This is a genomic window from Streptomyces bauhiniae (assembly GCF_004784475.1).
Taxonomy (GTDB): domain Bacteria; phylum Actinomycetota; class Actinomycetes; order Streptomycetales; family Streptomycetaceae; genus Streptomyces; species Streptomyces seoulensis.
In genome coordinates, this window is the sequence record NZ_SRRT01000001.1 from 370,415 (window position 1) to 392,903 (window position 22,489).

The following is a 22,489-nucleotide window of genomic DNA, read 5'->3' on the forward strand; positions in this document are numbered from 1 at the left end:
TTTTTCTCCCCCCAACGGGCTGAACTTTTGTTGATCGAGGGTCAGTTGACCGTCCGGGCGTCCTACCCTTCAGAGGGTGAACCGATTGATGACCCGAGAGACCGTGGCCGAACTCCCCGGTGCTGTGCTCCCCGGCGCGCTCAGCGAGTCACTGCACGCCGAGCTCGTAGCCTTCCGCCGCGACCTGCACATGCACCCCGAGCTGGGCAACCAGGAGTTCCGCACCACCGCCGCCATCAAGGAGCGGCTGGAGCGGGCCGGGCTGAAGCCCCGCGTCCTGGTCACCGGAACCGGGCTCATCTGCGACATCGGGCACACCGAGGGCGAGCGCTCCGGCGTACCGCTGCTGGCCCTGCGCGCCGACATCGACGCGCTGCCCATCCCGGACACCAAGGACTGTGCGTACCGGTCCACCGTGCCCGACCGCGCCCACGCCTGCGGCCACGACGTGCACACCACCGTCGTGCTCGGCGCCGGCCTGGTCCTCGCCTCCCTGCACGCGCAGGGCCTGCTGTCCCGTCCGGTGCGGCTGATCTTCCAGCCCGCCGAGGAGCAGCTCCCCGGCGGCGCCCTGACCGCCATCGCCGACGGCGCGCTCGAAGGCGTCGGCCGCATCCTCGCCCTGCACTGCGACCCGAAGGTGGAGTGCGGCCGGATCGGCCTCAGGCACGGCCCGATCACCAGCGCCTGCGACCGGCTCGACGTGGCGCTCGACGGCCCCGGCGGCCACACCGCCCGGCCGCATCTGACCACCGACCTGGTCACCGCCGCCGCCCGCGTCGCCACCGACGTGCCCGCGCTGATCGCCCGCCGCGTCGACACCCGCAGCGGACTCGCCCTGACCTGGGGCCGTATCGAGTCGGGCCACGCGCCCAACGTCATCCCGCAGCACGCCGAACTCTCCGGCACCGTCCGCTGCCTGGACCTGGACGCCTGGCGGGACGCGCCCGACATCGTGCACGCCGCCATCGACGAGGTCGCCACCCTGCACGGCGCCAAGTCGGAGATCACCTACGTGCGCGGGGTGCCGCCGGTGGTCAACGACCGGGAGTCCGCCGAGCTGCTGCGCCGCGCGATGGTCGCCCGCTGCGGTCTTGACTCGGTGGAGAGCACCGAGCAGAGCCTGGGCGGCGAGGACTTCTCCTGGTACCTGGAGCACGTCCCCGGCGCCATGGCCCGCCTCGGCGTCCGCCGCCCCGGCGAGCGGACCGTACGCGATCTGCACCAGGGCGACTTCGACGCCGACGAGAACGCCATCACGGTCGGCGTCGAACTCTTCACCGCGGCCGCGCTGATGGAGTCGCCCGGGGTGTGACCGGCGCCCGGCAGAACCCGGAACGGCCCCCGCGTGGCACGCGGGGGCCGTTCGCGCAACACATCCGCAGGCCATTCGTATCCGCCCCGAAACATGGCGGCCCAAGGCTCGGTAGATCGAGTTCAAGTGCCGTTTGCCTCGGTTCGATAACGGCTGCCCGAGAGGTGTTTTTCTGACATCTACGCGCGTTACGATGCCGCGAAGCCGACGCCGACGGGGCGTCTCGGCCGGGGCGTCGTCAGACGCTCCCACCAAGCGCCAGGGTGGCGCTCAGGTCAGGTGAAGGAGCCTTCCCGTGCGCCGGGTAGCCAAGCTTTCCGCTGCGTGTATAGCCACCGCAGCTCTCGCCCTTTCTGCCACGGCCTGTGGCAGCACCTCCTCCGAGAACGACAAGTCGTCCGGCTCGTCCGGTGACGGCAAGGGTGTCAAGATCGGTCTCGCCTTCGACGTCGGCGGCCGTGGTGACCGCTCCTTCAACGACTCCGCCGCGCGCGGTGCCGACAAGGCGAAGGCCGAGTTCGGCGGCTCCGTCAAGGAGCTGACCGCCAAGACCACCGACACCGAGGCCGACCGCGAGCAGCGCCTCTCCGACCTGGCCGACGCGGGCTACAGCCCGATCATCGGTGTCGGCTACGCGTACGCGCAGTCCATGGGCAAGGTCGCCAAGAAGTACCCCAAGACCAGCTTCGGCATCGTCGACTCGGTCGTGGACGCGCCCAACGTCGACAGCATCACCTTCACCGAGGAGCAGGGCTCCTACCTGGCCGGTGTCGCCGCCGCGCTGAAGACGAAGAAGACGCACGTCGGCTTCATCGGCGGTGTGGACGTCCCCCTGATCAAGAAGTTCGAGGCGGGCTTCGTCCAGGGCGTCAAGGACACCAACTCCAAGATCAAGGTCGACACCCAGTACCTGAGCCACGGCTCGGACACCTCCGGCTTCGCCAGCCCCGACAAGGGCAAGGAAGCCGCGCAGGGCATGCTGGACAACGGCGCCGACGTGATCTACTCCGCCGCCGGCTCCTCCGGCAACGGTGCGATCGAGGCCGTCAACGGCAAGAAGGGCGCCTGGGCGATCGGCGTCGACTCGGACCAGTACAACATCCCGGGTCTCGCCAAGTACAAGGGCTCGATCCTGACCTCGGTCATCAAGAACGTCGACCTGGGCGTCTACGACGTCATCAAGTCCGTCCACGACGGCAAGCCGCAGACCGGCAACAGCGTCTACTCCCTCGCCAAGGACGGCGTCTCGCTGTCCACCAGCGGCGGCTTCATCGACGACATCCAGGGCAAGCTGGACGCCGCGAAGAAGAAGATCGTCGACGGCTCCATCAAGGTCAAGACCACCCCGTGACCTGACGGGTCCTGACCGGACCCCGGCTCGGCGTGGGGGCGCCATGAGCGCGCTCCCCGCCGGGCCATAACAATGTGTCAACTCTACGCGTGTAGTACTGAGTTGACGCAAGTTGTCGCGCTAGCGTCGCCGACGCCTGCCCCCACTCCCTCTGTGTCCCCCGCATCCCCCTTCCCCGAGGAGAGTGCGCCATCAACGCGTCCAGCCCTCCCGCTGCCGTCGAACTGCGCGGCATCACCAAGCGTTTCCCCGGCGTCGTCGCCAACCGCGACATCGACATCACCGTCCGCCCGGGCACCGTCCACGCCCTGTGCGGCGAGAACGGCGCCGGCAAGTCCACCCTGATGAAGATCCTCTACGGCATGCAGCAGCCGGACGAGGGCACCATCACCATCCACGGCGAGCAGGTCACCTTCGGCAACCCCGGTGACGCCATCGCGCGCGGCATCGGCATGGTGCACCAGCACTTCATGCTGGCCGACAACCTGACCGTGCTGGAGAACGTCGTCCTCGGCGCGGAGAAGCTGCACGGCATCGGCGCCAAGGCCCGTACGAAGATCCGGGAGATCTCCGACGCGTACGGCCTGGGCGTCCGCCCCGACGTGCTCGTGGAGCGCCTCGGTGTCGCCGACCGCCAGCGCGTGGAGATCCTCAAGGTCCTCTACCGGGGCGCCAAGACCCTGATCCTAGACGAGCCGACGGCCGTCCTGGTGCCCCAGGAGGTCGACGCCCTCTTCGACAACCTGCGGGAGCTGAAGGCCGAGGGCCTGACCGTCATCTTCATCTCGCACAAGCTGGGCGAGGTGCTGTCGGTCGCCGACGAGATCACCGTCATCCGGCGCGGCACCACGGTCGGCACGGCCGAGCCCCGCACCACCACGTCCAAGCAGCTCGCCGAGCTGATGGTCGGCAGCGAGCTGCCCACCCCGGAGACGGAGGAGTCCACCGTCACCGACGTCGCGCTCCTCGAAGTCGCCGGGCTGCACCTGGCGCAGACCGACCTGGACGGCATCGAGCGCGTCATCCTCGACGAGATCTCCTTCACCATCCACAAGGGCGAGGTCCTGGGCATCGCCGGTGTGGAGGGCAACGGCCAGTCCGAGCTGGTCGAGGCGATCATGGGCATGCGCGACCCGGACGCCGGCACGGTCACGCTCGACGGCGCCGACGTCAGCCACGTCCCCACCCGCCGCCGCCGCGAGGCCGGCATCGGCTACATCCCCGAGGACCGCCACCGCCACGGCCTGCTGCTCGAAGCGCCGCTGTGGGAGAACCGCATCCTCGGCCATGTCACCGAGCGCCCCAACTCCCGCCGGGGCCTGCTGGACCCGAAGGCCGCCCGCACCGACACCGAGCGCATCGTCGCCGACTACGACGTGCGCACCCCCGGCATCGACGTCACCGCGGCCTCGCTGTCCGGCGGCAACCAGCAGAAGCTGATCGTCGGCCGCGAGATGAGCCACCGCCCCAAGCTGCTCATCGCCGCCCACCCCACCCGCGGTGTGGACGTCGGCGCGCAGGCCGCGATCTGGGACTACATCCGCGCGGCCCGCCGCGACGGACTGGCGGTCCTGCTGATCTCCGCCGACCTGGACGAGCTGATCGGCCTCTCCGACACCCTGCGGGTGATGTACCGGGGCCGTCTGGTCGCCGACGCCGACCCCGCCACCATCACGCCCGAGGAACTGGGCTCCGCCATGACGGGAGCGGCCTCCGGCCACCTGGAGCACATAGAGGACGACGCCCGATGAACAAGCTGACCTCACGGATCGACAAGGAGCGGCTGCTCCTCGGCATCGCGGCTCCGCTGCTGGCCATCGTCGCGGCCCTGCTGGTCACCGCCCTGGTGATCCTGGCCACCGGCAAGAGCCCCGGCGCCGCGTTCAGCGACATGGTGACGTACGGCTTCGCCTCCGACAGCCAGGTCTACATCCTCAACAAGGCGACGACGTACTACCTGGCGGGTGTCGCGGTGGCCATCGGCTTCCGCATGAACCTGTTCAACATCGGTGTCGACGGCCAGTACCGGCTCGCCGCGTTCGTCGCCGCCGTCCTCGGCGGCGCGCTGACCGTGCCCGGCTGGCTCGCCATCCCGCTGATCATCCTGGCGGCCATGGCGACCGGCGCCCTGTGGGCGGCCATCGCCGGCATCCTCAAGGTGACCCGCGGGGTCAGCGAGGTCATCGCCACGATCATGCTGAACTCGATCGCCACCGCGATCATCGGCTACCTGCTCCAGCCCAGCCAGCTCGGCCAGCTCGACAAGGCCGGCACCCTGGTCTCCACCAAGCCGCTGCCCGAGTCCTCCTGGTTCTTCCAGATCGACACCGGCCCGGCGGGCATCCTGTGGGGCTTCATCGTCGTCGCGGTGATCGTCGGCATCGGCTACTGGTTCGTGCTCGGCCGCACCCGGTTCGGCTTCGACCTGCGCACGGTCGGCCAGTCCGAGACGGCCGCCGCCGCGAGCGGTGTGGGCGTGAAGAAGATGATCGCCACCAGCATGATCATCTCGGGTGCGGTGGCCGGTCTCATCGGCATGCCGACCCTGCTCAACGACAGCCACCAGTTCAGCAACGACTTCCCGGCGGGCATCGGCTTCACCGGCATCGCCATCGCGCTGCTGGGCCGCAACAACCCGGTCGGCATCGCGCTGGGCGCCCTGCTGTGGGGCTTCCTGGAGCGCACCACCAACCACCTGGAGTTCCAGGGCTACGACAAGGAGATCCTCGGCGTGATCCAGGGCGTCATCGTCCTGTGCGTCGTGATCGCCTACGAGGTCGTGCGCCGCTACGGCCTCAAGCGCCAGCAGCAGCGGGTCGGCGCCGAGCTGGCCGCCCGCGCCGCCGCCCCCACCGAGATGCAGGAGGTGGCGTGATGACCGCCACGATGACGGACGCGCCGCCGCCCGCGGCGCCCAAGGCGGACGACGCCGCCCAGCCGGCGGGCCGTTCGCTCGCGAAGATTCTGCTGGTCGTCGGCGGCGCGCTGCTGCTCGTGGCCGTGGTCCGGGTCATCACCGGGGCCAACCAGCTCACCTCCGAGGGCCAGGTCAGCGCGGCCCTCGGGCTCGCGGTGCCGATCGGGCTGGCGGGTCTTGCGGGCCTGTGGTCCGAGCGGGCCGGCGTGGTCAACATCGGCCTCGAGGGCATGATGATCCTCGGCACCTTCGGCGCCGGCTGGATCGGCTGGCAGTCCAGCCCCTGGCTCGGCCTGCTGTGCGGCGTCGGCTTCGGCGTCCTCGGCGGACTGGTGCACGCGGTCGCCACGGTGACCTTCGGGGTCGACCACATCGTCTCCGGTGTGGCGATCAACCTGCTCGCGCTGGGCGCCACCCAGTACCTCGCCAAGCTGTTCTTCGCCGAGGGCACGGCCGCCGAGGCGGGCGGCAACCCGAAGCAGTCGCCGCCGGTGAACTCGCTCGGTGACGTCACCGTGCCGGGACTCTCCGACGCGCTGCACTCGGTCGAGCAACACCACTGGTTCCTCATCTCCGACATCGCGGGCATTCTCGGCGGTATCGTCACCGACGTGTCCGTGGTCACGATCCTCGCCGTGCTGCTCTTCGTGGGTAGCTGGTGGGTGCTGTGGCGGACCTCGTTCGGCCTGCGCCTGCGCTCCTGCGGCGAGAACCCGGTCGCGGCGGAGTCGCTCGGCGTGAACGTGTACCAGTACAAGTACGCGGCCGTCGCCGTCTCCGGCGGTCTCGCCGGGCTCGGCGGTGCCTTCCTCGCGCTGGTCACCTCGCACACCTACCTGGAGGGCCAGACCGGCGGCCGCGGCTACATCGGTCTCGCCGCGATGATCTTCGGCAACTGGCGGCCGGGCGGTCTCGCCATGGGCGCCGGCCTGTTCGGCTACTCCGACGCCCTCCAGCTCCGCAACGGCGGCGTCACCGTGCACGCCCTGCTGCTCCTGCTGGTCGTGCTGCTCGCCGCCCTCGCGGGCTGGAAGCTGTACCGCAAGGCGCTCTGGCAGGGCGTGATCAGCGCGGTCATGGCCGTACTGGTCCTGGCCTGGTACCTGTTCACCGACGAGGTCCCGAGCGACTTCGTCGGCGCCACCCCGTACGTCGTCACGCTGCTGGTGCTGTCGCTGTCCGCGCAGCGGCTGCGGATGCCGAAGGCGGACGGCATGCGGTACCGGAAGGGGCAGGGCAAGTGACCACCGCCGCCTTTGACTGGGAGGCGCTGCGTGCCGAGGCCCGCGAGGCCATGGCGCACGCCTACGCCCCCTACTCGGGCTACCCGGTCGGCGTGGCGGCCCTGGTCGACGACGGCCGCACGGTCACCGGCTGCAACGTGGAGAACGCCTCCTACGGGATCGGCCTGTGCGCCGAGTGCGGGCTGGTCTCGCACCTCCAGCGCACCGGCGGCGGGCGCCTGACACACTTCACCTGTGTGGACGGCACCGGCGCCCTCCTCGTGCCGTGCGGCCGCTGCCGCCAGCTCCTGTACGAGTTCGGCGGGCCCTCGCTGCTGCTGGACACCCCCGAGGGCGTCCTCCCGCTCTCCGAGATGCTTCCGCAGGCGTTCGGCCCGGACCATCTCACCAAGTAAGTCCGTGCGGCCCCTCTGCTCGCCTTACGAGCAGGGGGGCCGTACATCTGCACCTCCCGGAAGGAACTCCCTGGCCATGGACGCCATCTCCGTCATCCGCAGCAAGCGGGACCGCGCCGCACTGACCGACGAGCAGATCGACTGGGTCATCGACGCGTACACCCGCGGCGAGGTCGCCGACTACCAGATGGCCGCCCTCAACATGGCGATCCTGCTCAACGGGATGGACCGCCGGGAGATCGCCCGCTGGACCGCGGCGATGATCGCCTCCGGCGAGCGGATGGACTTCTCCTCGCTGTCCCGGCCGACCGCCGACAAGCACTCCACGGGCGGCGTCGGCGACAAGATCACGCTGCCGCTCGCGCCCCTCGTGGCCGCGTGCGGCGCGGCCGTACCGCAGCTCTCCGGCCGCGGCCTCGGCCACACCGGCGGCACCCTGGACAAGCTGGAGTCCATCCCCGGCTGGCGCGCGCTGCTCTCCAACGAGGAGATGCTGTCGGTGCTGGACGGCACCGGCGCGGTGATCTGCGCGGCGGGCGACGGCCTGGCCCCGGCCGACAAGAAGCTGTACGCGCTGCGCGACGTGACCGGCACGGTGGAGGCGATCCCCCTGATCGCGTCCTCGATCATGTCCAAGAAGATCGCCGAGGGCACCGGCTCCCTGGTCCTGGACGTGAAGGTCGGCTCCGGCGCCTTCATGAAGACCCTGGACGACGCCCGAGAACTGGCCTCCACCATGGTCGGCCTCGGCACCGACCACGGCGTGAAGACGGTCGCCCTCCTCACCGACATGTCCACCCCGCTCGGCCTCACGGCGGGCAACGCCCTGGAAGTCCGCGAGTCGGTCGAGGTCCTGGCGGGCGGCGGCCCGGCGGACGTGGTCGAGCTGACCCTCGCCCTGGCCCGCGAGATGCTCGACGCGGCCGGCCTCAAGGACGCCGACCCCGCCAAGGCCCTGGCCGACGGCTCCGCGATGGACGTCTGGCGCCGCATGATCACCGCCCAGGGCGGCGACCCGGACGCGGTTTTGCCTGTCGCCCGCGAACAGCACGTAGTAGTGGCCCCCGCCTCCGGCACCCTCACCCGCCTCGACGCCTACGACATCGGCATCGCCGCCTGGCGCCTCGGCGCGGGCCGCGCCCGCAAGGAGGACCCGGTACAGGCGGGGGCGGGCGTGGAACTGCACGCGAAGCCGGGGGACACGGTGGTGGCGGGCCAGCCGTTGCTGACGCTGCACACGGATACGCCGGAGCGGTTCGGGTATGCGCTGGAGGCTACGGAGGGCTCCTTCGACATCGCCCCGGCGGGCACGTCGTTCACGGCCTCGCCGGTGGTGTTGGGGCGGGTGGACTGAGCCGGGGGACCTCTTCGTTCGGGACGAAGAGGTCGTGGGTTCAAATCCCGCCACCCCGACAGCTGTAACACCAGGTCAGGGGCCTGATCCGCTTAGCGGGTCAGGCCCCTGAGTGGTTTCCGGGCTCGCTTTGGGAGCCGTTTGGGAGCCAAGTACGGAAGACGGCTCCCAAAGCTGCTCGCAAGATCACGCATTCGGTGAACGGTCGCTCTCGCCGGTCGGCAGACGCTCACCCCCGCCCTCGGGGTCCCGTGTGAGCGGTGGCGCAGCAAAGAATCGTGGCTACTACCAGCCCAGCGTTTCCTGACTCGCCACAGCCAGTGATGCAGGTGCCAGCCCGAGGCCCACGACAGGGAGCACGGGGCGCGGATGCCGGGTCGGTGATAGTTGCGCGCGTCATGCCAGCGCCGATAGGTGATCCCGTACCGTGTAGTGCCTGCTGGCGGCCGGCGCCATATAGACGAGCTCGCCGCCACGCGCGGTCCCTCGCTCCTCGGGAAGAACAACCTTGATCAAGGCGAGCTGTCGACCAAGGTGAATCGCGCAGGATGGAAGCTGGCCATAGAAGGTATGCGCCGGCTTACGGGGGGCGGTTGGGGAGAGCAGCCCTGTAGCGCCTATCCGGCCGTCGGTGGCTGCACCCATGCGTGCGGCATAGCGTTCGCGGGAGCGGCGGACCAGGTTGGGGGCGAAGGACTGCTGGCGCTGATGGTGGTGGTCACTGCCCTGGCGTGACAAGAGTGGCGCTGTTCAAGCTGACTTCACGCCCGCGCTGCCGCCAGCCACGCACATTGACCCCGGAGGAGGTAGCTGCAACCCCCTTCTCAACTCCCTTATTAACTCAGTAAGGTACTGGGTTATGGACTTCACAATTATCAAGCACGCGGTCGAGGTTGACCACGGCATCAAGCGCTTGTCCATGCACTTCATCAAGAAGCACGCCGCGCCGGGACGAGCTCGACTCAGCTCCGAGCTGTGCACACAGATCAGCGACGAGTTCGAAAGGATCGGACTCACCTCCTTGCCACGCACGTTGCCGTCATCCGAGAACGAGTTCGTTTGGGTCATCCAACGCGACAGTGTCCTAGGTGAGGTTGCCGCCGTCGCCGCCGCCCTGGCGCACCTGGACAAGCTAGGGATGAATCCTCTCCCGCAGGTGTTCGATAACTACCCGCAAGCTAAGGACAACTTGAGCTGAGGCGACACGGAAGCAGAACATCCGGTTCCTGCATGTCACGTACATCAACAGACGTATCTCCTGCGCCATCCTGGCGCAGGATCTAAAAAGTGACTGCGCGAGCCGCAGCCCGTCCGTACGGTGGTAACAACGAACGGCACCAGCCACTCTGGTGACGACGCATCACCCTCGCCACTTATGCACCCCCGACAACGTCACTGTCAGGAGTTACGGATGAGCAACGCTGCAGAAATACCCATCCCATGCGAGGAACCCGTCTTCATCGTCGGCACCTCCGGGCGACTGCCGTTTCGCACCATCTGCGTGCTCGAACTGGCAGCAGCAGAGATCACGAAGTACCAGCATAAGTGGAACGCCCTTCTCGGCGACCGGCTACGAATCCCTACATCAGGGCCATTACCGCACCCGAGCAGACTCGTCAAGGGTGAATTTGACATCCGCCTGCAGGCCGCCAACCCCAGGGCTGCGCGTGCGCTGGGTCATCAGTACGCCAGACAATTCACCGAGGCTCTGGCCGATTTCCCCAAGCTACTCATCACCCACATATCCAAGCGGCATTCCCGGCAGGCGGAGCAGGACGTGCTCGACTGGTTGTGCACTCGGCTCGCAGGACGCCCCTCGGGATTCGCCCTCATCCATACCAGTCGCGGGATTACCTGGTACCGCCTCACTGCGGACGGTCCAGATCTTGAGCCCCTGCCCCCGGACTCACCGACCTTGAGGGCTCTCCCTTGCCGTGTGACCGAGATCGAGCTGCTCCTGACACCCACAAAGCTCGGGGCTTACGCCGCTTATCAACATCGGTGCTACCCGAACATGAGCTGCAGGCCGCCCTGGCTTCCGCCAGAGTTGCCTTGGGCAGACGAGGATATCTCGGTAGAAATGTTGAAATAACGACCAGGGTGGCGAGTTCATGACTCGCCACCCTTCGTAATGACCACCGCAGGCCACTTCAGACCACATTGGAGATCTGTACCCATGACCACCAGCAAACCCGCTGCTCTTTCCATCGACGTCTCCTGGGGGACGGACACGATCCGGGTAACCAACATCTCGCCCCATCTCCCTGCCGACTCGGCGGACAGCCATGTCGCAGCGGTGACCGCGGCCGGCCGGGCCAATCCGAACACCTGGCTTCCGGACGCCTCGTGGGACGCCATAGCGCGTGCAACAACTCGTCCCGATGCACTGACAGTTCAGCTTCGTCCGGCGCCGGATGAGCCCTCTGGCCTCCTGATGGTCGAAAACGTCGAGGGGGCAACGCTGTGGTCGGCCGTCACCCGTGTCCTGCTGAGCGAGCTGTTCCCCGGTCCTCAGCCTCGTACCGGCATGGAGGTCTTGGAGGTACCCGATCCGCAGGTGCACGGGATTACCAGTGAAGGGCGTCCCAGTGCGATCGTGCAGTACCGCTACGAGAACCTCGTCCATCTGCGGAACCACGTATGGCAGACCATCCACGCGACGCTGTCGCTCAACAGCTACGCGACCTCCATCCTCACGCGCTCCGTCACCCGCAACCTGATCACCCACCCTGTCGAGATCACCTTCGAGGACGGTACGGAGCCGATCCACGTTCTCGTCGTCCGTGACGGGATCACCCGGCTCGCCAGCGCTTGGGCGGTACTAGCCGGGCACGGTGCCGACCCCGCCGAGGTGGCCACCTTGGCCACTGACGCACTGCTCGGGAGGGCTTCCACAGCAGGGGTGGCCGCAGGGCCCGGTCTCGGGCAGCGGCTGACGGCCAGCCGGGCGCAGTGGCGCCAGGTACGGCGGCAGCAGTTCGACGGCGAGATGAAGGGGGCGACGCCCGGGCTCCAGGCCGCTCAGATCGCTCAGTCCTTCGTCGTTCCAGCACAGATCGCTGTCGGAGTCGAGGGCCATGACGGCCGGGTGCTGTCGCCGGAGGACATCTTCGACGACGCCATCCGCTCCGTACTGGCCTCGGTGCATGTCGAGTTCAAGCAGTGGGACGCAGCGGCCCAGAACGTCGAGGTCATCACCCGGGCCCTGAAGCGGATCATCCAGCAGGGAGACCCACGCTGGAACACAGCCGACCTCCAGGCGGTGTACGGCCTTGCCGTCGGCCGCATCCCCGTGACCGAGCTTCCGCAGGTCTTCGGAGACGAACCGGCCCCTCCCGGGACCGCCCTGTGGCGTGCCGTCTACCTGGTCAGCGCCCTGACCCAGCCGGACCTCCTCGAACTACTCAAGGACCAGGCCAAGGCCATCAAGGGCGGCCAGCGTATGAGCATGAAGGGATTCGGTGAGCTGCTCGGACCGATCATCGACCTGCCCTGGCGCGGGAAGAAGAAGCTGGTCACTAAGCAGGCGCGCAACGCATGGAACAACGGCGGTGTGCTATCAGCCGACGTCACCCAGGGCTGGACTCCGGTCCCCACCGAGGACTTCACCACGCTGATTGAACCAGCAATGAACGGCAACGACGACGCCCGCCGCACCCTCGCGGTGGCCGGCGGCGTCGCGTTGATCGCTGACAAGCTCCTGACCAGGAATGTCGGCTCATCGCTGGGGGCCAGGAAGGAGAAGGGCGGAGTCCCCTTCCGTTCGGATGTGAACAAGGTCATCGAGGGACTCTCCAAGCCGACGAACGAACTCGGCCTGTGGACCCTCGCGCTGGCCGCCAATACCTTCCGCAGCAACGACCTGCCCCAGAACTCCGTGCCCAAGCAGAGCCTCACAGGCAAGGAGTCGGTCGAATCCGACGAGCCGCCGTACATCTACTTCAAAGTCGACCTCGACGCGGAGGACCGTATCGCCGTCGACGCCGACGGCGTGCCGGTGCCGCTGTACGAGTGGGACGTCGTCGCCGCCTCGGACCCGGATCGCATGGCGAAGGTTGCGCCGCCGATGGTTGTCATCCCGCCTACGGCTCCGCCCGCGCCAAACGAGGGGACTAGGTCGACTAATGAGGCGGAGTCAGCACAGAGCGGGCCCCTCGTTGACGAATCCGGCGAGACGTCCGATGTGGCGGACTCCGGGACGCCACTGTTCCAGTACGGAACCATCGACGCAGGGGTCGGGACCGTGGTCGGAGCGTCGTTCCCCGGGCCCCGAGACGAGGACGTTCCGGTTCCGCCCAGCCAGCGCGCCGCCGCACACCGCAGGACCCTTCACCTCGGAGTGCAGGGCGCCCGAGACGCCCTCGACCACCTGCATGCACTGGAGCCGGAAGTCGGGGACCACACTCCGATCGTCCCGGTGGACCAACTCGACCATCTGCACAAAATGCTGGTCGGCATCCTGACCGACGTGGAGAACCTGCGGCGCAGGACCGTGGAAGACCATGCGCTGGAGGAGGACAATTCGGAATCCGAGGATTCCCCGGAGACGCTCCTTGACTGACCAGTAAAAGAGTCGAGGGCTCGAATCCCGCTGCCCCAACCATGACGCACCAGGTCAGGACCAGTGCTGGAGACCAGAACTGGTCCTGACTTGCTGTAGGCCCCGTTTTAGGTGCCACGAGTGGCATGCTGTGCCTACTACAACTCGGCTGGAACACGTGATACCCCGCGTGCCAGCAGGAGATCACTCAGTACGCGCACTGGTGACGTGGCACCCATGGCCAAACGTGCGTCGAGCGCTACCTCCCACTGTTCGGTCAGCCCCAACATGAGGCGCTTACGCATGCCTTGGATGACGTGTGCGTAGCGCGCCGAGGCCGAGCCGTCGATGTGGCCCATGCGGTCGTCCATGAGGACCTTCTCCGTACCGAGGTCCTCCATCACGGTTCGATGGGTGTGGCGCAGGCCGTGCGGAGTGAGGCCCTTGGCTATCGGGATCCAGCAGGAGTCAGCCCGCTCGCTGGCGCCGCGCCCCCTAGCCGGCACTCCTGGCCACGGCTCACCGAGCAGGGGCACGGGCCGCGCCTCCTGCGGGGCCTTCTTCGGGTACCAGCCGGAGACCGCCGGGGTGAACAGCCAGGTGGCGAAGCCGTTTCGGCGCCAGTGGGAAGCGTGCTCCGGCAATGCGCCGCCTCGTACGAACCCGAGGTCCGCGATGGCCTGCTTCACCTTCACTCGGGTGGCTTCGGTGACGCGGTTGGGGTGGTTGAGGACGTTGGACACCGTGCCCGTGGAGACTCCGGCGCGGCGCGCGACGTCGACGAGCTTGGCGCCCTGATGGCCACCGGTGCGGGCCGCTCCGTGCCCTCGGAAGACGTAGGTCTTGCCGTGACACGGGCACGGTGCGGGTTTCGTGCGGGCGATGCGGTTGGCGACCAGCGCCGAAAGCCAGTCCATCGAGTCGATGGTGCGGTAGCTGTCGTCCTTCGGTGGGCAGCGCACCAGCTCGCCCGTGTCGAGTTCGTACAGCTGCCATTCGACGCGGACAGCCCCAAGACGGGCGAACTCGGTGTCCAGCGTTCAACGCGGTTCCCGTCGACCAGCGTGCAGGCCATCAGGTCACGGATCCGGCCCACGCCCTGCGCAAGGTGATGCTGGAGCACCACCACTGCACCGACGCCTGGATCGTGTTGTCCCACTCCGGCTTCGACGAGGACCTGAAGCTCGCCGCCGCGTGCCCATTCGCGAACGTCATCTTCTCCGGTCACTGCCACAGCGACACCTACGGCCCCGTGCACATCGGCAACACCCTCGTCGTCAAGGGCCACGAGCTCGGCCTCGGATACGCCACCGCGGAGCCCGGCGGCAGCGGCTGGGGCGCCCGCGCGTGCGCCTTCCCGGACTCGGCCGCGGTCCCCGAGGGCCTCACCGCACTGCACGAAGAGATCAGCGTCATGGCACGGACACTGACGAGCCCACTCGGCACGGTGAACGAGCCTTACTGCAATGCCCCGTTGGACCGGCGCCGCCTCCTGGCCGAGATCGCCGGCCGCCTGCACTCCGGCCTCGGCGCGGACGCGGTCATCCTCAACGAGACCGCCCTGCGTTCCACCCCGCTCGGCCACACCCTGACCCTCGGCGACCTGCTGTCCATCGAGCCCTTCGACAACCAGCTCGTCCACGCCTTCCTCCCCGACGAGTACGCCCAGGGCCACGACAAGCTGCTCGACCACCTCACCGAACGCGTCGGTCCGCTGGTCATCACGCCCGAGCCTCTGCCGTCCGCGATACGCAGCGTGCTGACCACCGACTACCTCGCCGACAGCTACCTCGGCGGACGCACGCATCAAGCCGGACTGCGCCTGGGGCAGGCCGTACGAAGTGTCCTGTCCACACCCTTCCCCTCGGCTGCCGACCTCATCGAAGGAGGCGACCAATGATCCTCACCGGACCCGAAATCACCGCCGCGAAACACGATGGCCGCCTGGTCATCAGCCCCTTCGAGCCGGACCAGGTCAACCCCAACAGCTACAACGTCCGTCTCGGTCCGACGCTGCTGACCTACACCGCCACCGAGATCGACGCCCACCGCCCCAACCCCACCCACGAGGTCGAGATCGGTCAGGACGGCTACGTGCTCCAGCCCGGCGAGCTCTACCTGGGCCACACCATCGAGCACGTCGGCTCCAACACCTTCGTGCCGCTGCTGTTCGGCCGCTCCTCGGTCGGCCGACTGGGCCTGTTCGTCGAGATCACCGCCCCGATCGGAGACATCGGCTTTCACGGCCAGTGGACGCTGATGCTCTCCCCGATCCGCCCGTTACGCGTCTACGCGGGCATGAAGATCGGGCAGATCATGTTCTTCCTCTCCACCGGCGCCATCGACCTCTACCGCGGCAAGTACCAGGCCGCTGTGGGTGCCCAGTCTTCGGCTTACTGGCGCGACGTCACAAAACCTCGGACGGTGGCCTCGTGATCCTCACTGGCCCCGCAATCGCCGCCGCCATTCAGACCGGCGAGATCACCATCGAGCCGTACGACCCCGCCCGGCTCTCCCCGAACGCCTACGACTGGCGTCTCGGCGACACACTCCGCGTCTGCGACGGTGACCTCGACGCCGCCACCCCTACCGCATTCATCGAGCAGCCCATCCCCACCACCGGCCTGGTGTTGCAACCCGAGACGCTCTACCTCGGCGTCACGCTGGAGAAGACCGGTTCGGAGAAGTACGCACAGATGCTCAACGGCGACCGCACCATCGGCGCCCTCGGCATCTGGGTCCACGTCTCAGCCCCGCTCGGACACCAGGGTCACGCCATCCGCTGGACCCTGGAAATCCGGGCCGCCCGGCCCGTGCGTGTGTACCCCGGGATGACCTTCGGGAAGCTCGTCTTCCTCACGGCCTTCGGCGCCCCGGTCAGCTACCAGCAGCAACCCGCCAAGTACGCGTCGACGGACGGCATCGACATCTCCCGCCTCTACGAAGAGATTCCCGGGGGTGCCCTGTGAGCTCCCGCTCGGCCGCCGCGCCGCTGGTCGCCACTGTCCTGGACCTGCCCGCCGGAAGCCCCGGCGGCAGCGTCGAGCTCTTCCTCGACCTCTACACGGGCGACCGCCCCCTCATCCCTGCACGCGCGTTCATGCTGGGCCCTTCGAATCCCAGACGCCTTCTCCCCGCTGGGCTCGACCTGCTGCCCGTGTCGGGGAAGTGTCTGGAGGGTTCCGCTTTCGGCCGCTACGTGGCGGCCCTGCGCAGGGCTCTCGCGATAGCGATCGACCCGGCCCAGATCGGCGTACTGCACCTGCAGCACCTCGCGTTCGGTGCGGCTCCCGCCCTGATGCGGGCGCTCCCGCTGCATCCCCGCATCGCCTTAGTTCATGGCACGGACCTGATCTTCGCCGAGGCCCACCGTGACCAGCTCCAAGTTCTGCGCGAGACCGCCAGGGCGGCCGACGCGATCGTCGTTCCGACGGGGGCGATGGCCGACCACCTCCTCAAGCTCGCCCCACAGATCGACCGCCGGAAGGTCACCCGCATCCCCTGGGGCATCCCAGACCACCTGCTCACCGATCCGCTGGCACGACCCACCCGCAGGTCCTCCAGCCACCTACGCCTGCTGTACGCGGGACGGCTGACCGCCGAGAAAGGTGTCGAGTCCCTGGTCAAAAGCGTGGCCCCGGTGCCAGGTGTTGAACTGAGCATCGCCGCCCCCAGAGCCCAGTTCCATGCCCTGACCCCGCTCCTGCAACGGGTCGGCGTAAGGGCCCGTTACCTCGGCTGGCTCCGCCGTCCACAGCTATGGAGAGCGTTCACCGAGCACGACGTACTGGTCATGCCGTCAACCACCCTGGAAGCCATGGGCCTGGTCGCACTGGAGGCCCAAGCCTGCGGGCTGCCCGTCCTCTACCAACCCGTTCCCGGCCTCAACGAAGCCCTCGCCGCCTCCGGCGTCGCCACCGACTTCACCCACGCCGCCGCCCTGTCCCGTGACCTCGACCGGCTGCGTACCGCCCCCGGCCTGTTGCTCGCCCTGCGGCAGGCGGGCTACGCGAATGCCGCGCGCTATCCGCTCTCGGCGACCGCACGATCCCTGACCGAGCTCGGCCGCCAACTCGCCTGAACGGCCATCGAGCGGTCCGCCACGTCGCTGCCCGCCCCGCTCCGTGAACGTCACTACGCTGGCCGGCGGGATGCCCCAGCGAAGAGGGAGACCATGACGTACGACATCGAACGCATCGAGGCCCTGCTCGACGAGGGCGTTCGCGACAAGGTGTACCCCGGCGCCGTGTGGGCCATCGGCGACGCCAATGGCATCCGCGCCCAAGGCACCACTGGGGTCCTCGACCCCGACGAGCCGGACGTGCCGATGCGCGCCGACACCGTCTTCGACGCCGCCAGCCTCACCAAGATCCTCGCCGTGTGGTCATGCATCGGCGCTCTGTGGGGGGACGGCGCCCTCGACCTGGACCAGCCGCTTGGCGGCTTCTGGCCCGAGGTCACCGGCCATCCGCTCGGAGCCGTTACCGCGCGGCAACTGCTGACGCACACCGCTGGCCTTCCGTTGAGGGCCCAACTGAAGAACCTCTACGGCACCAACAGGGAGGACATCCGCCGAGGCGTGCTGCACGAGCAACTTAACCGGTCACCAGGCGAGGCCGTTGAGTACACCGACCGGGCTGCCCTCATCCTCGGATACCTCGCTGAACATCTCTCTGGCCAGAGCTTGGACCAGCTGGCTGCTGTCCGCATCTGGCGACCACTGGGCATGGACAGCACCCGCTTCGGGCCACTACCCGATCAGATCGCAGATCGCTGCGCCCCAACCGAGTACAACCGGGACACCGACACTCACCTCAAGGGAACCGCCCACGATTTCTCCGCGCGCCTCTTGGACGGCGTCTGCGGCATCGCTGGCGCTTTCACCGTCCTCGACGACCTCACCGTCTTCCTTCGCCACCTGCTGGACGTCGGTACCGCGCCGCGGCGCGCCGGATTCGGCCGCGGTTGGAGCACGACATCACTGACCGTCCAGACCGGCACGCTGACTCCCGTGCGTGGCCTGTTCTGGCACACCGCTCCTGGGACAGTTCTGGTCGATGACGTCTGGGTCCACTACGGATTCACTGGAACCGGCACATGGATCTCACCCCGCCAAGGCCGGTGGGCCGTACTGCTGACGAACAAGCTGTACTACACCCGTGACCGGCAGCCCTTGACCGACGTACGTAACGCCTTCCGTGGTCTGGCCTTTTCGCCGAATGAATCCCCATCTGTGTAACTCAGTCCCTCTGCACCGGCAATGCTCCGCACTCCCGCACGCGCCTCGGTTGTCAGAGGCGGGTGCCATGCTTCCTGGATGGCCAGCAAGAACAAGCGACGGCGTGGGCAGGTCGGGCCCGCCGTACCCACGAAGCAGAGCAACTCAAGCAGTGGACCCGATGGATCCTTGTGGATGCAAACGCGTTCTGGGGCGCGGGCGGGCCGCGGGTTTCACTACCAGGATGCCGTCGGAGCGTGGCTGTGCGGCCGCGTACTGTCCCGCGCTCTCGTCATCGATCGCATTGTCCCGGAGGGATTTGAAGACCTCTCCTGTGAAGGCCCGACGCCCTGGCACGTCCAGGTGAAGTCACGCCAGGAACGAGTCGGAGACTTCACCGCCTCCCACGTGGCCGCAGATCTTGTCACCATGGCCAAAGCCCACACCAAGCGTAAGCAAGCGGGGGTAGCTGGTCGAGCGGTCCTCGTACTCGAACGGCCAGTCAACAGTGAGTGGTTTACCGAATGGGGCCGCCCGCTGGATGCCCTTCCGCCGGGCCATCCGGTGCTGCGGGAACTCAACGCAAAGGCTGAGCGAGCCGGTCTGAGCAGAGACGAGATCGATGCCTGGTGCGCAATAGTTAGCCTCTACGTGCTGCCCTGGCGGACGGCTGCGGAGCAGACCTGCACGGCAGTAGTACAGCGCTTCGGGCTGTTGCCCGCAGGAGCAGAGCCGGTCGTGCTGGCGTTGCGCGACGCTGTCGCAGGCCATGCCGATGCCAACGCGGAGACGCGCCTCGCAGATGCGGCCGGGCTCAGCCGAACGAGCATCGACCGCATCGCGCAGGAGGTCGCGGAAACCATCGATCGGGAGTCGCTCGAAGAAGCACTTGCGGCAGGCGTTTGTGAGCCGGTCGACTTCGATCGCCCGCTTCAGCCGGCAGGTTTCTTCGAGGGAATCGACGTACAGCCCGGCCACATCGCCGCCGGCCTGCCAGCCCCCAGGCCAGGTCTGACTGGTCAGGTAGTGGCGGCGATCGACCGTGAAGAGAGCATCCTTGTCACCGGCCCATCCGGAGTTGGCAAGTCGACCGTCATGTGGACGGCCGCCTATGTGACCAGGCATGTGCTCTGGTACCGGATCCGGCACTTGCGGAACGAGGACACCGCCTCGCTAGTACGACTCGCCAAGGCGTTGAAACCATCGACGCGCTCGCCGGTCGGATTCGTGCTGGACGGCATCGGGATCGGAGCGGCCGAGGCTTGGGACGTTCTCCATCGTGAACTTGCACCCATTCCCGGCGTTCTGCTGTTGGGTTCTGTGCGTAGCGAGGACCTGCTACCGCTCCGAAGCCAGGCAGGTTGCGCCCAGATCTCGGTAGCGCTCGACGAGGAGGTCGCGAAACAGATCTACGCAGGTCTCTCCGCATCCGGTCTCACGAAAGCGCCACACTGGCGGGAGGCATACGAAGCAGCGGACGGACTGACTTTGGAGTTCACGCACCTCCTCACCCGCGGACGGCGATTGTCGGATGTCCTGTCTGAGCAGGTCAACCGACGGGTGATCGAAGGGCGACAGACGGAGATCGAGATCCTGGCGAGAATCTCGGTGGCCCATAGATGGGGCGCCGACGTGCCGCTGCGGGCAATACAGCAGCAACTCGGCATCGGCGACGCGGAACTCCGTCTCGCGCTCTCCCGCCTAATGGACGAACACCTCGTCCACGAGCGGCTGGGACGTCTGTCCGGGCTTCATCAGTTGCGCTCCGGCAGATTGGCCGATGCCGTCCATGCGGTGCCGCCACCGATGCTGGATGAGACCGTCATCTCGGTGATGCGAATGCTGGTCGATGCACAGCTCCAGCCGTTCGTGGCGGGCGTCCTCACGGAATACCCGGATCTGGATTCCGTCGTACTGCAGCAGGTCGTAGTCGAGCTCGGGCAAAGACCCAGTACAGCTGGGATGACAGGTGTTCTCCAGGCGCTGCGCCTCGTCGATTTCACCCGTCAGGCCGCCAAGTGGGCAGAGATCCTCGATCGGCACCGGGTGTCGCCCGCAAACCGTCGGACGCTCCTGTACTTCGCGGTGCTGGACGGCGATCCGCTGCCGAACCTGAAACCCGAGATCGCCGCTGCCACGGCCGAGATCCGCGCCGGTGGTCCTTCCAGTTCTCCGCTACGCGACGCACTGGCAGAACGGCTCGGCACGGCCGAGTTGGCGAACGTACTCGCACAGTGCGAGGAGGAGGCCGAAGCCCAGAGATTCCTGGCTGTACTCGCCCAAACGAAGCTGGATGTCACGGACTGGCCGCAAGTGCTCGCCGACTCACCGTTTGCGCGGCTACTCCTCCACTCACCAGTTGAGTCGCTGGGAGACCTCCTCACAGCGGCACGAGCCGTGTCGTCGAATCTGGCCAAGGACCTGCTCGAACTCGCGGGTGGAGAGGACGTAATCCTGGCGAGACTCATAGCTGAATCCCCGTGGGTGGTTGAGGCATCCGTCATAGAACGGGACGGCAATCCGGTCGCGTACGCCCGTCTCATGCATGTGTCCGGTCGGGCTCAGCCAGACGCGGAACAATCGGTCCGGGCGTTTGGGCGAATCCTGCTCCGCTGCCTTCCGCACTGCGAGAGCGTGGATGTCCAAAGCCTGCTGCCCGGTGGAATTCCACAGACAATCGGTGACTTCACGGGTGGAGTCAGCAGCTTGCAACGCAGGTACGACCGTTCGACGAGCCAGGTGGCATGGTTTCGCGCGCAGGCTCTGATCGCCACGGCTGCCGCCGGCACCACCGACTGGACAACTCGAACAGCAACAGCGAGCGCGGTGCTCCCCACGCTGAACAAGTACTTGATGGACCTGACCCGGGCCTGGGCCATCGGCCGCGCGGGGCCCAGGGACACGGCCAAGCTTCGTACGATGCAAGCGGCGCTGTCGGAGCAGGCCGCCGCGCTGACGTTGCCCGCCGACAGCACCTCCCTGTCCGCATTGCCTGCCGATGCCGCCGCTCCAGGCGGTGGTGTGGATAACCTGCACCTGCTCGTGGACGGAATCGCGGACAACCTCACCCGAAGGATTGTCGACCCCACGGAGCACCGGGCACTCGCCGGTTATGTCTGGGAGACATTGCGGGCGGGTCTCCTGCGCGTACGGGACGACGAACGCTGGCACCTCATCGGCCAGGAACCGCCGACCGTCCTCGATCAAGTAATGAAGACTCTCACCGACCTGCACCCCGTTCTCGCTGAGCTCACCTGGGGCACTCTTGAGTCGAACGCGCTCAGGACTGCGGCACGGTCTGGGCCGTCTGCACAGGGGCTCGCCCGAGCGGCGGACCTCGCCCGAGCGGCTGCCAACGAACGAGCGATAGCAGTCCAGCGGAAGCTTCAGGCCGAAGCCGAAGCAGTCGGTATCTCCATTCAGCTCTACTCTCGGCCGATCACCGACGCAAAGGCGGTGGAGTGGCCCCCCGTGCAGTTGGCAGTGGGCGTGGCGCTTGACGACGTTGCCCAATGGCAGGCCGTATTGACCCAGCTGAGCGGGCTGATGCGGCATGATCACGTATCTCAGGGGTACCGCAGGCCCGTCCTTATCGTGCCACTTGCCGACGGCAAGCCGGTTCGACGTCTCGCACAGCAGCTTCAAGATGAACTCTGGCCCGGAATCGACCTCTTCGACACCTGGAGCGCGGCCCTTCCTGAAGCCCACCCGACGCCGCTCACTAACGCGGTCATCGACGCCCACCAAGCTCTCCAGTGCCTCTCCGGCCTGGCCCACCTGATGGCTCTACGGGAACCCGACCCGCGACACCAAAGTATCGCCGACCAGGAAGTGGCGCGGTTCCAGCAGGCACAGGGCATCATCGCCGCACTCCGGCCAGGTGACCCAGTCATCGGTGAGGTCGAGCATTGCCTCAGCTTCCTGGCTCGTCGAGTAGAGAGCGAGTGCAGCCAGGGCACTCTCCGAGACTCACGGATGCCGAACCTCGCCACCGCCATCGCTCAAGGCATGACTAACCACCCGACGGAGGACTCCCAACAGTTGGACGGCCTGATCACGATCTCCCTGCAATGGGACCTCAGCCCCGACCGTGCTGCGCGACTCCTCGCCGAGCTATCAGATGACACCCCACCCGCGCAGTCCTGTTGACTCAGC

The 22,489-nt window shown here is 67.5% G+C and carries 15 protein-coding genes and 2 pseudogenes; 16 read left to right on the forward strand and 1 reads right to left on the reverse strand.

All coding sequences use genetic code 11. The features are described from left to right. Positions 1-88 precede the first annotated feature (88 nt). From E5083_RS01835 to E5083_RS01880, 10 genes are all read left to right on the forward strand, one after another. Complete coding sequence (locus E5083_RS01835; protein ID WP_135783819.1) at positions 89-1,315, forward strand: M20 family metallopeptidase; 1,227 nt, start codon at positions 89-91, stop codon at positions 1,313-1,315. Between the two features lie 295 nt (positions 1,316-1,610). After that, positions 1,611-2,666 (forward strand): BMP family lipoprotein, encoded by a 1,056-nt coding sequence (locus tag E5083_RS01840; protein WP_135783820.1) that lies wholly within the window; start codon positions 1,611-1,613, stop codon positions 2,664-2,666. Positions 2,667-2,890: 224 nt separating this feature from the next. Continuing rightward, positions 2,891-4,417: an ABC transporter ATP-binding protein gene (locus E5083_RS01845; protein ID WP_425276690.1), complete on the forward strand. Its 1,527-nt coding sequence runs from the start codon at positions 2,891-2,893 to the stop codon at positions 4,415-4,417. Next, complete coding sequence (locus E5083_RS01850) at positions 4,414-5,541, forward strand: ABC transporter permease (protein ID WP_135783822.1); 1,128 nt, start codon at positions 4,414-4,416, stop codon at positions 5,539-5,541. Before E5083_RS01845 ends, E5083_RS01850 begins: the two co-directional genes overlap by 4 nt. After that, on the forward strand, positions 5,541-6,827 hold the full coding sequence (locus E5083_RS01855; protein WP_135783823.1) for an ABC transporter permease: 1,287 nt from the start codon (positions 5,541-5,543) through the stop codon (positions 6,825-6,827). The genes E5083_RS01850 and E5083_RS01855 overlap by 1 nt, the downstream gene beginning before the upstream one ends. After that, entirely contained in the window at positions 6,824-7,222 is a 399-nt protein-coding gene (locus E5083_RS01860) for a cytidine deaminase (protein WP_135783824.1), read from the forward strand. The genes E5083_RS01855 and E5083_RS01860 overlap by 4 nt, the downstream gene beginning before the upstream one ends. Positions 7,223-7,292: 70 nt before the next feature. After that, on the forward strand, positions 7,293-8,576 hold the full coding sequence (locus E5083_RS01865; protein ID WP_135784390.1) for a thymidine phosphorylase: 1,284 nt from the start codon (positions 7,293-7,295) through the stop codon (positions 8,574-8,576). A gap of 859 nt (positions 8,577-9,435) precedes the next feature. After that, positions 9,436-9,774 (forward strand): hypothetical protein, encoded by a 339-nt coding sequence (locus E5083_RS01870; RefSeq protein ID WP_135783825.1) that lies wholly within the window; start codon positions 9,436-9,438, stop codon positions 9,772-9,774. 213 nt (positions 9,775-9,987) lie between these two features. Continuing rightward, positions 9,988-10,668 (forward strand): hypothetical protein, encoded by a 681-nt coding sequence (locus E5083_RS01875; RefSeq protein ID WP_135783826.1) that lies wholly within the window; start codon positions 9,988-9,990, stop codon positions 10,666-10,668. 84 nt (positions 10,669-10,752) lie between these two features. After that, positions 10,753-13,137, forward strand: a complete 2,385-nt coding sequence (locus tag E5083_RS01880) for a hypothetical protein (protein WP_135783827.1) — start codon at positions 10,753-10,755, stop codon at positions 13,135-13,137. Between the two features lie 137 nt (positions 13,138-13,274). On the opposite strand, the pseudogene E5083_RS01885 reads toward E5083_RS01880, so the two are convergent. Next, a pseudogene (locus E5083_RS01885) lies at positions 13,275-14,153 on the reverse strand (LacI family DNA-binding transcriptional regulator); the annotation flags it as partial. On the opposite strand from E5083_RS01885, the pseudogene E5083_RS01890 reads away from it, so the two are divergent. From E5083_RS01890 to E5083_RS01915, 6 genes and pseudogenes are all read left to right on the forward strand, one after another. Then, positions 14,153-15,016 (forward strand): annotated as a pseudogene (locus E5083_RS01890) (bifunctional UDP-sugar hydrolase/5'-nucleotidase); the annotation flags it as partial. The pseudogenes E5083_RS01885 and E5083_RS01890 sit on opposite strands and share 1 nt — an antisense overlap. After that, positions 15,013-15,552 carry a dCTP deaminase gene (gene dcd, locus E5083_RS01895; RefSeq protein ID WP_135783828.1) on the forward strand — a complete coding sequence of 180 codons (540 nt, stop codon included), beginning with the start codon at positions 15,013-15,015 and terminating at the stop codon, positions 15,550-15,552. The pseudogene E5083_RS01890 and the gene dcd, both read left to right, overlap by 4 nt. Continuing rightward, on the forward strand, positions 15,549-16,085 hold the full coding sequence (locus E5083_RS01900) for a dCTP deaminase (RefSeq protein ID WP_135783829.1): 537 nt from the start codon (positions 15,549-15,551) through the stop codon (positions 16,083-16,085). Before dcd ends, E5083_RS01900 begins: the two co-directional genes overlap by 4 nt. Further along, positions 16,082-17,197, forward strand: a complete 1,116-nt coding sequence (locus E5083_RS01905; RefSeq protein ID WP_135783830.1) for a glycosyltransferase family 4 protein — start codon at positions 16,082-16,084, stop codon at positions 17,195-17,197. Before E5083_RS01900 ends, E5083_RS01905 begins: the two co-directional genes overlap by 4 nt. A 93-nt stretch (positions 17,198-17,290) precedes the next feature. Further along, positions 17,291-18,355, forward strand: a complete 1,065-nt coding sequence (locus E5083_RS01910) for a serine hydrolase domain-containing protein (protein WP_135783831.1) — start codon at positions 17,291-17,293, stop codon at positions 18,353-18,355. 78 nt (positions 18,356-18,433) lie between these two features. After that, entirely contained in the window at positions 18,434-22,483 is a 4,050-nt protein-coding gene (locus E5083_RS01915) for a hypothetical protein (RefSeq protein ID WP_135783832.1), read from the forward strand. Positions 22,484-22,489: the final 6 nt, after the last annotated feature.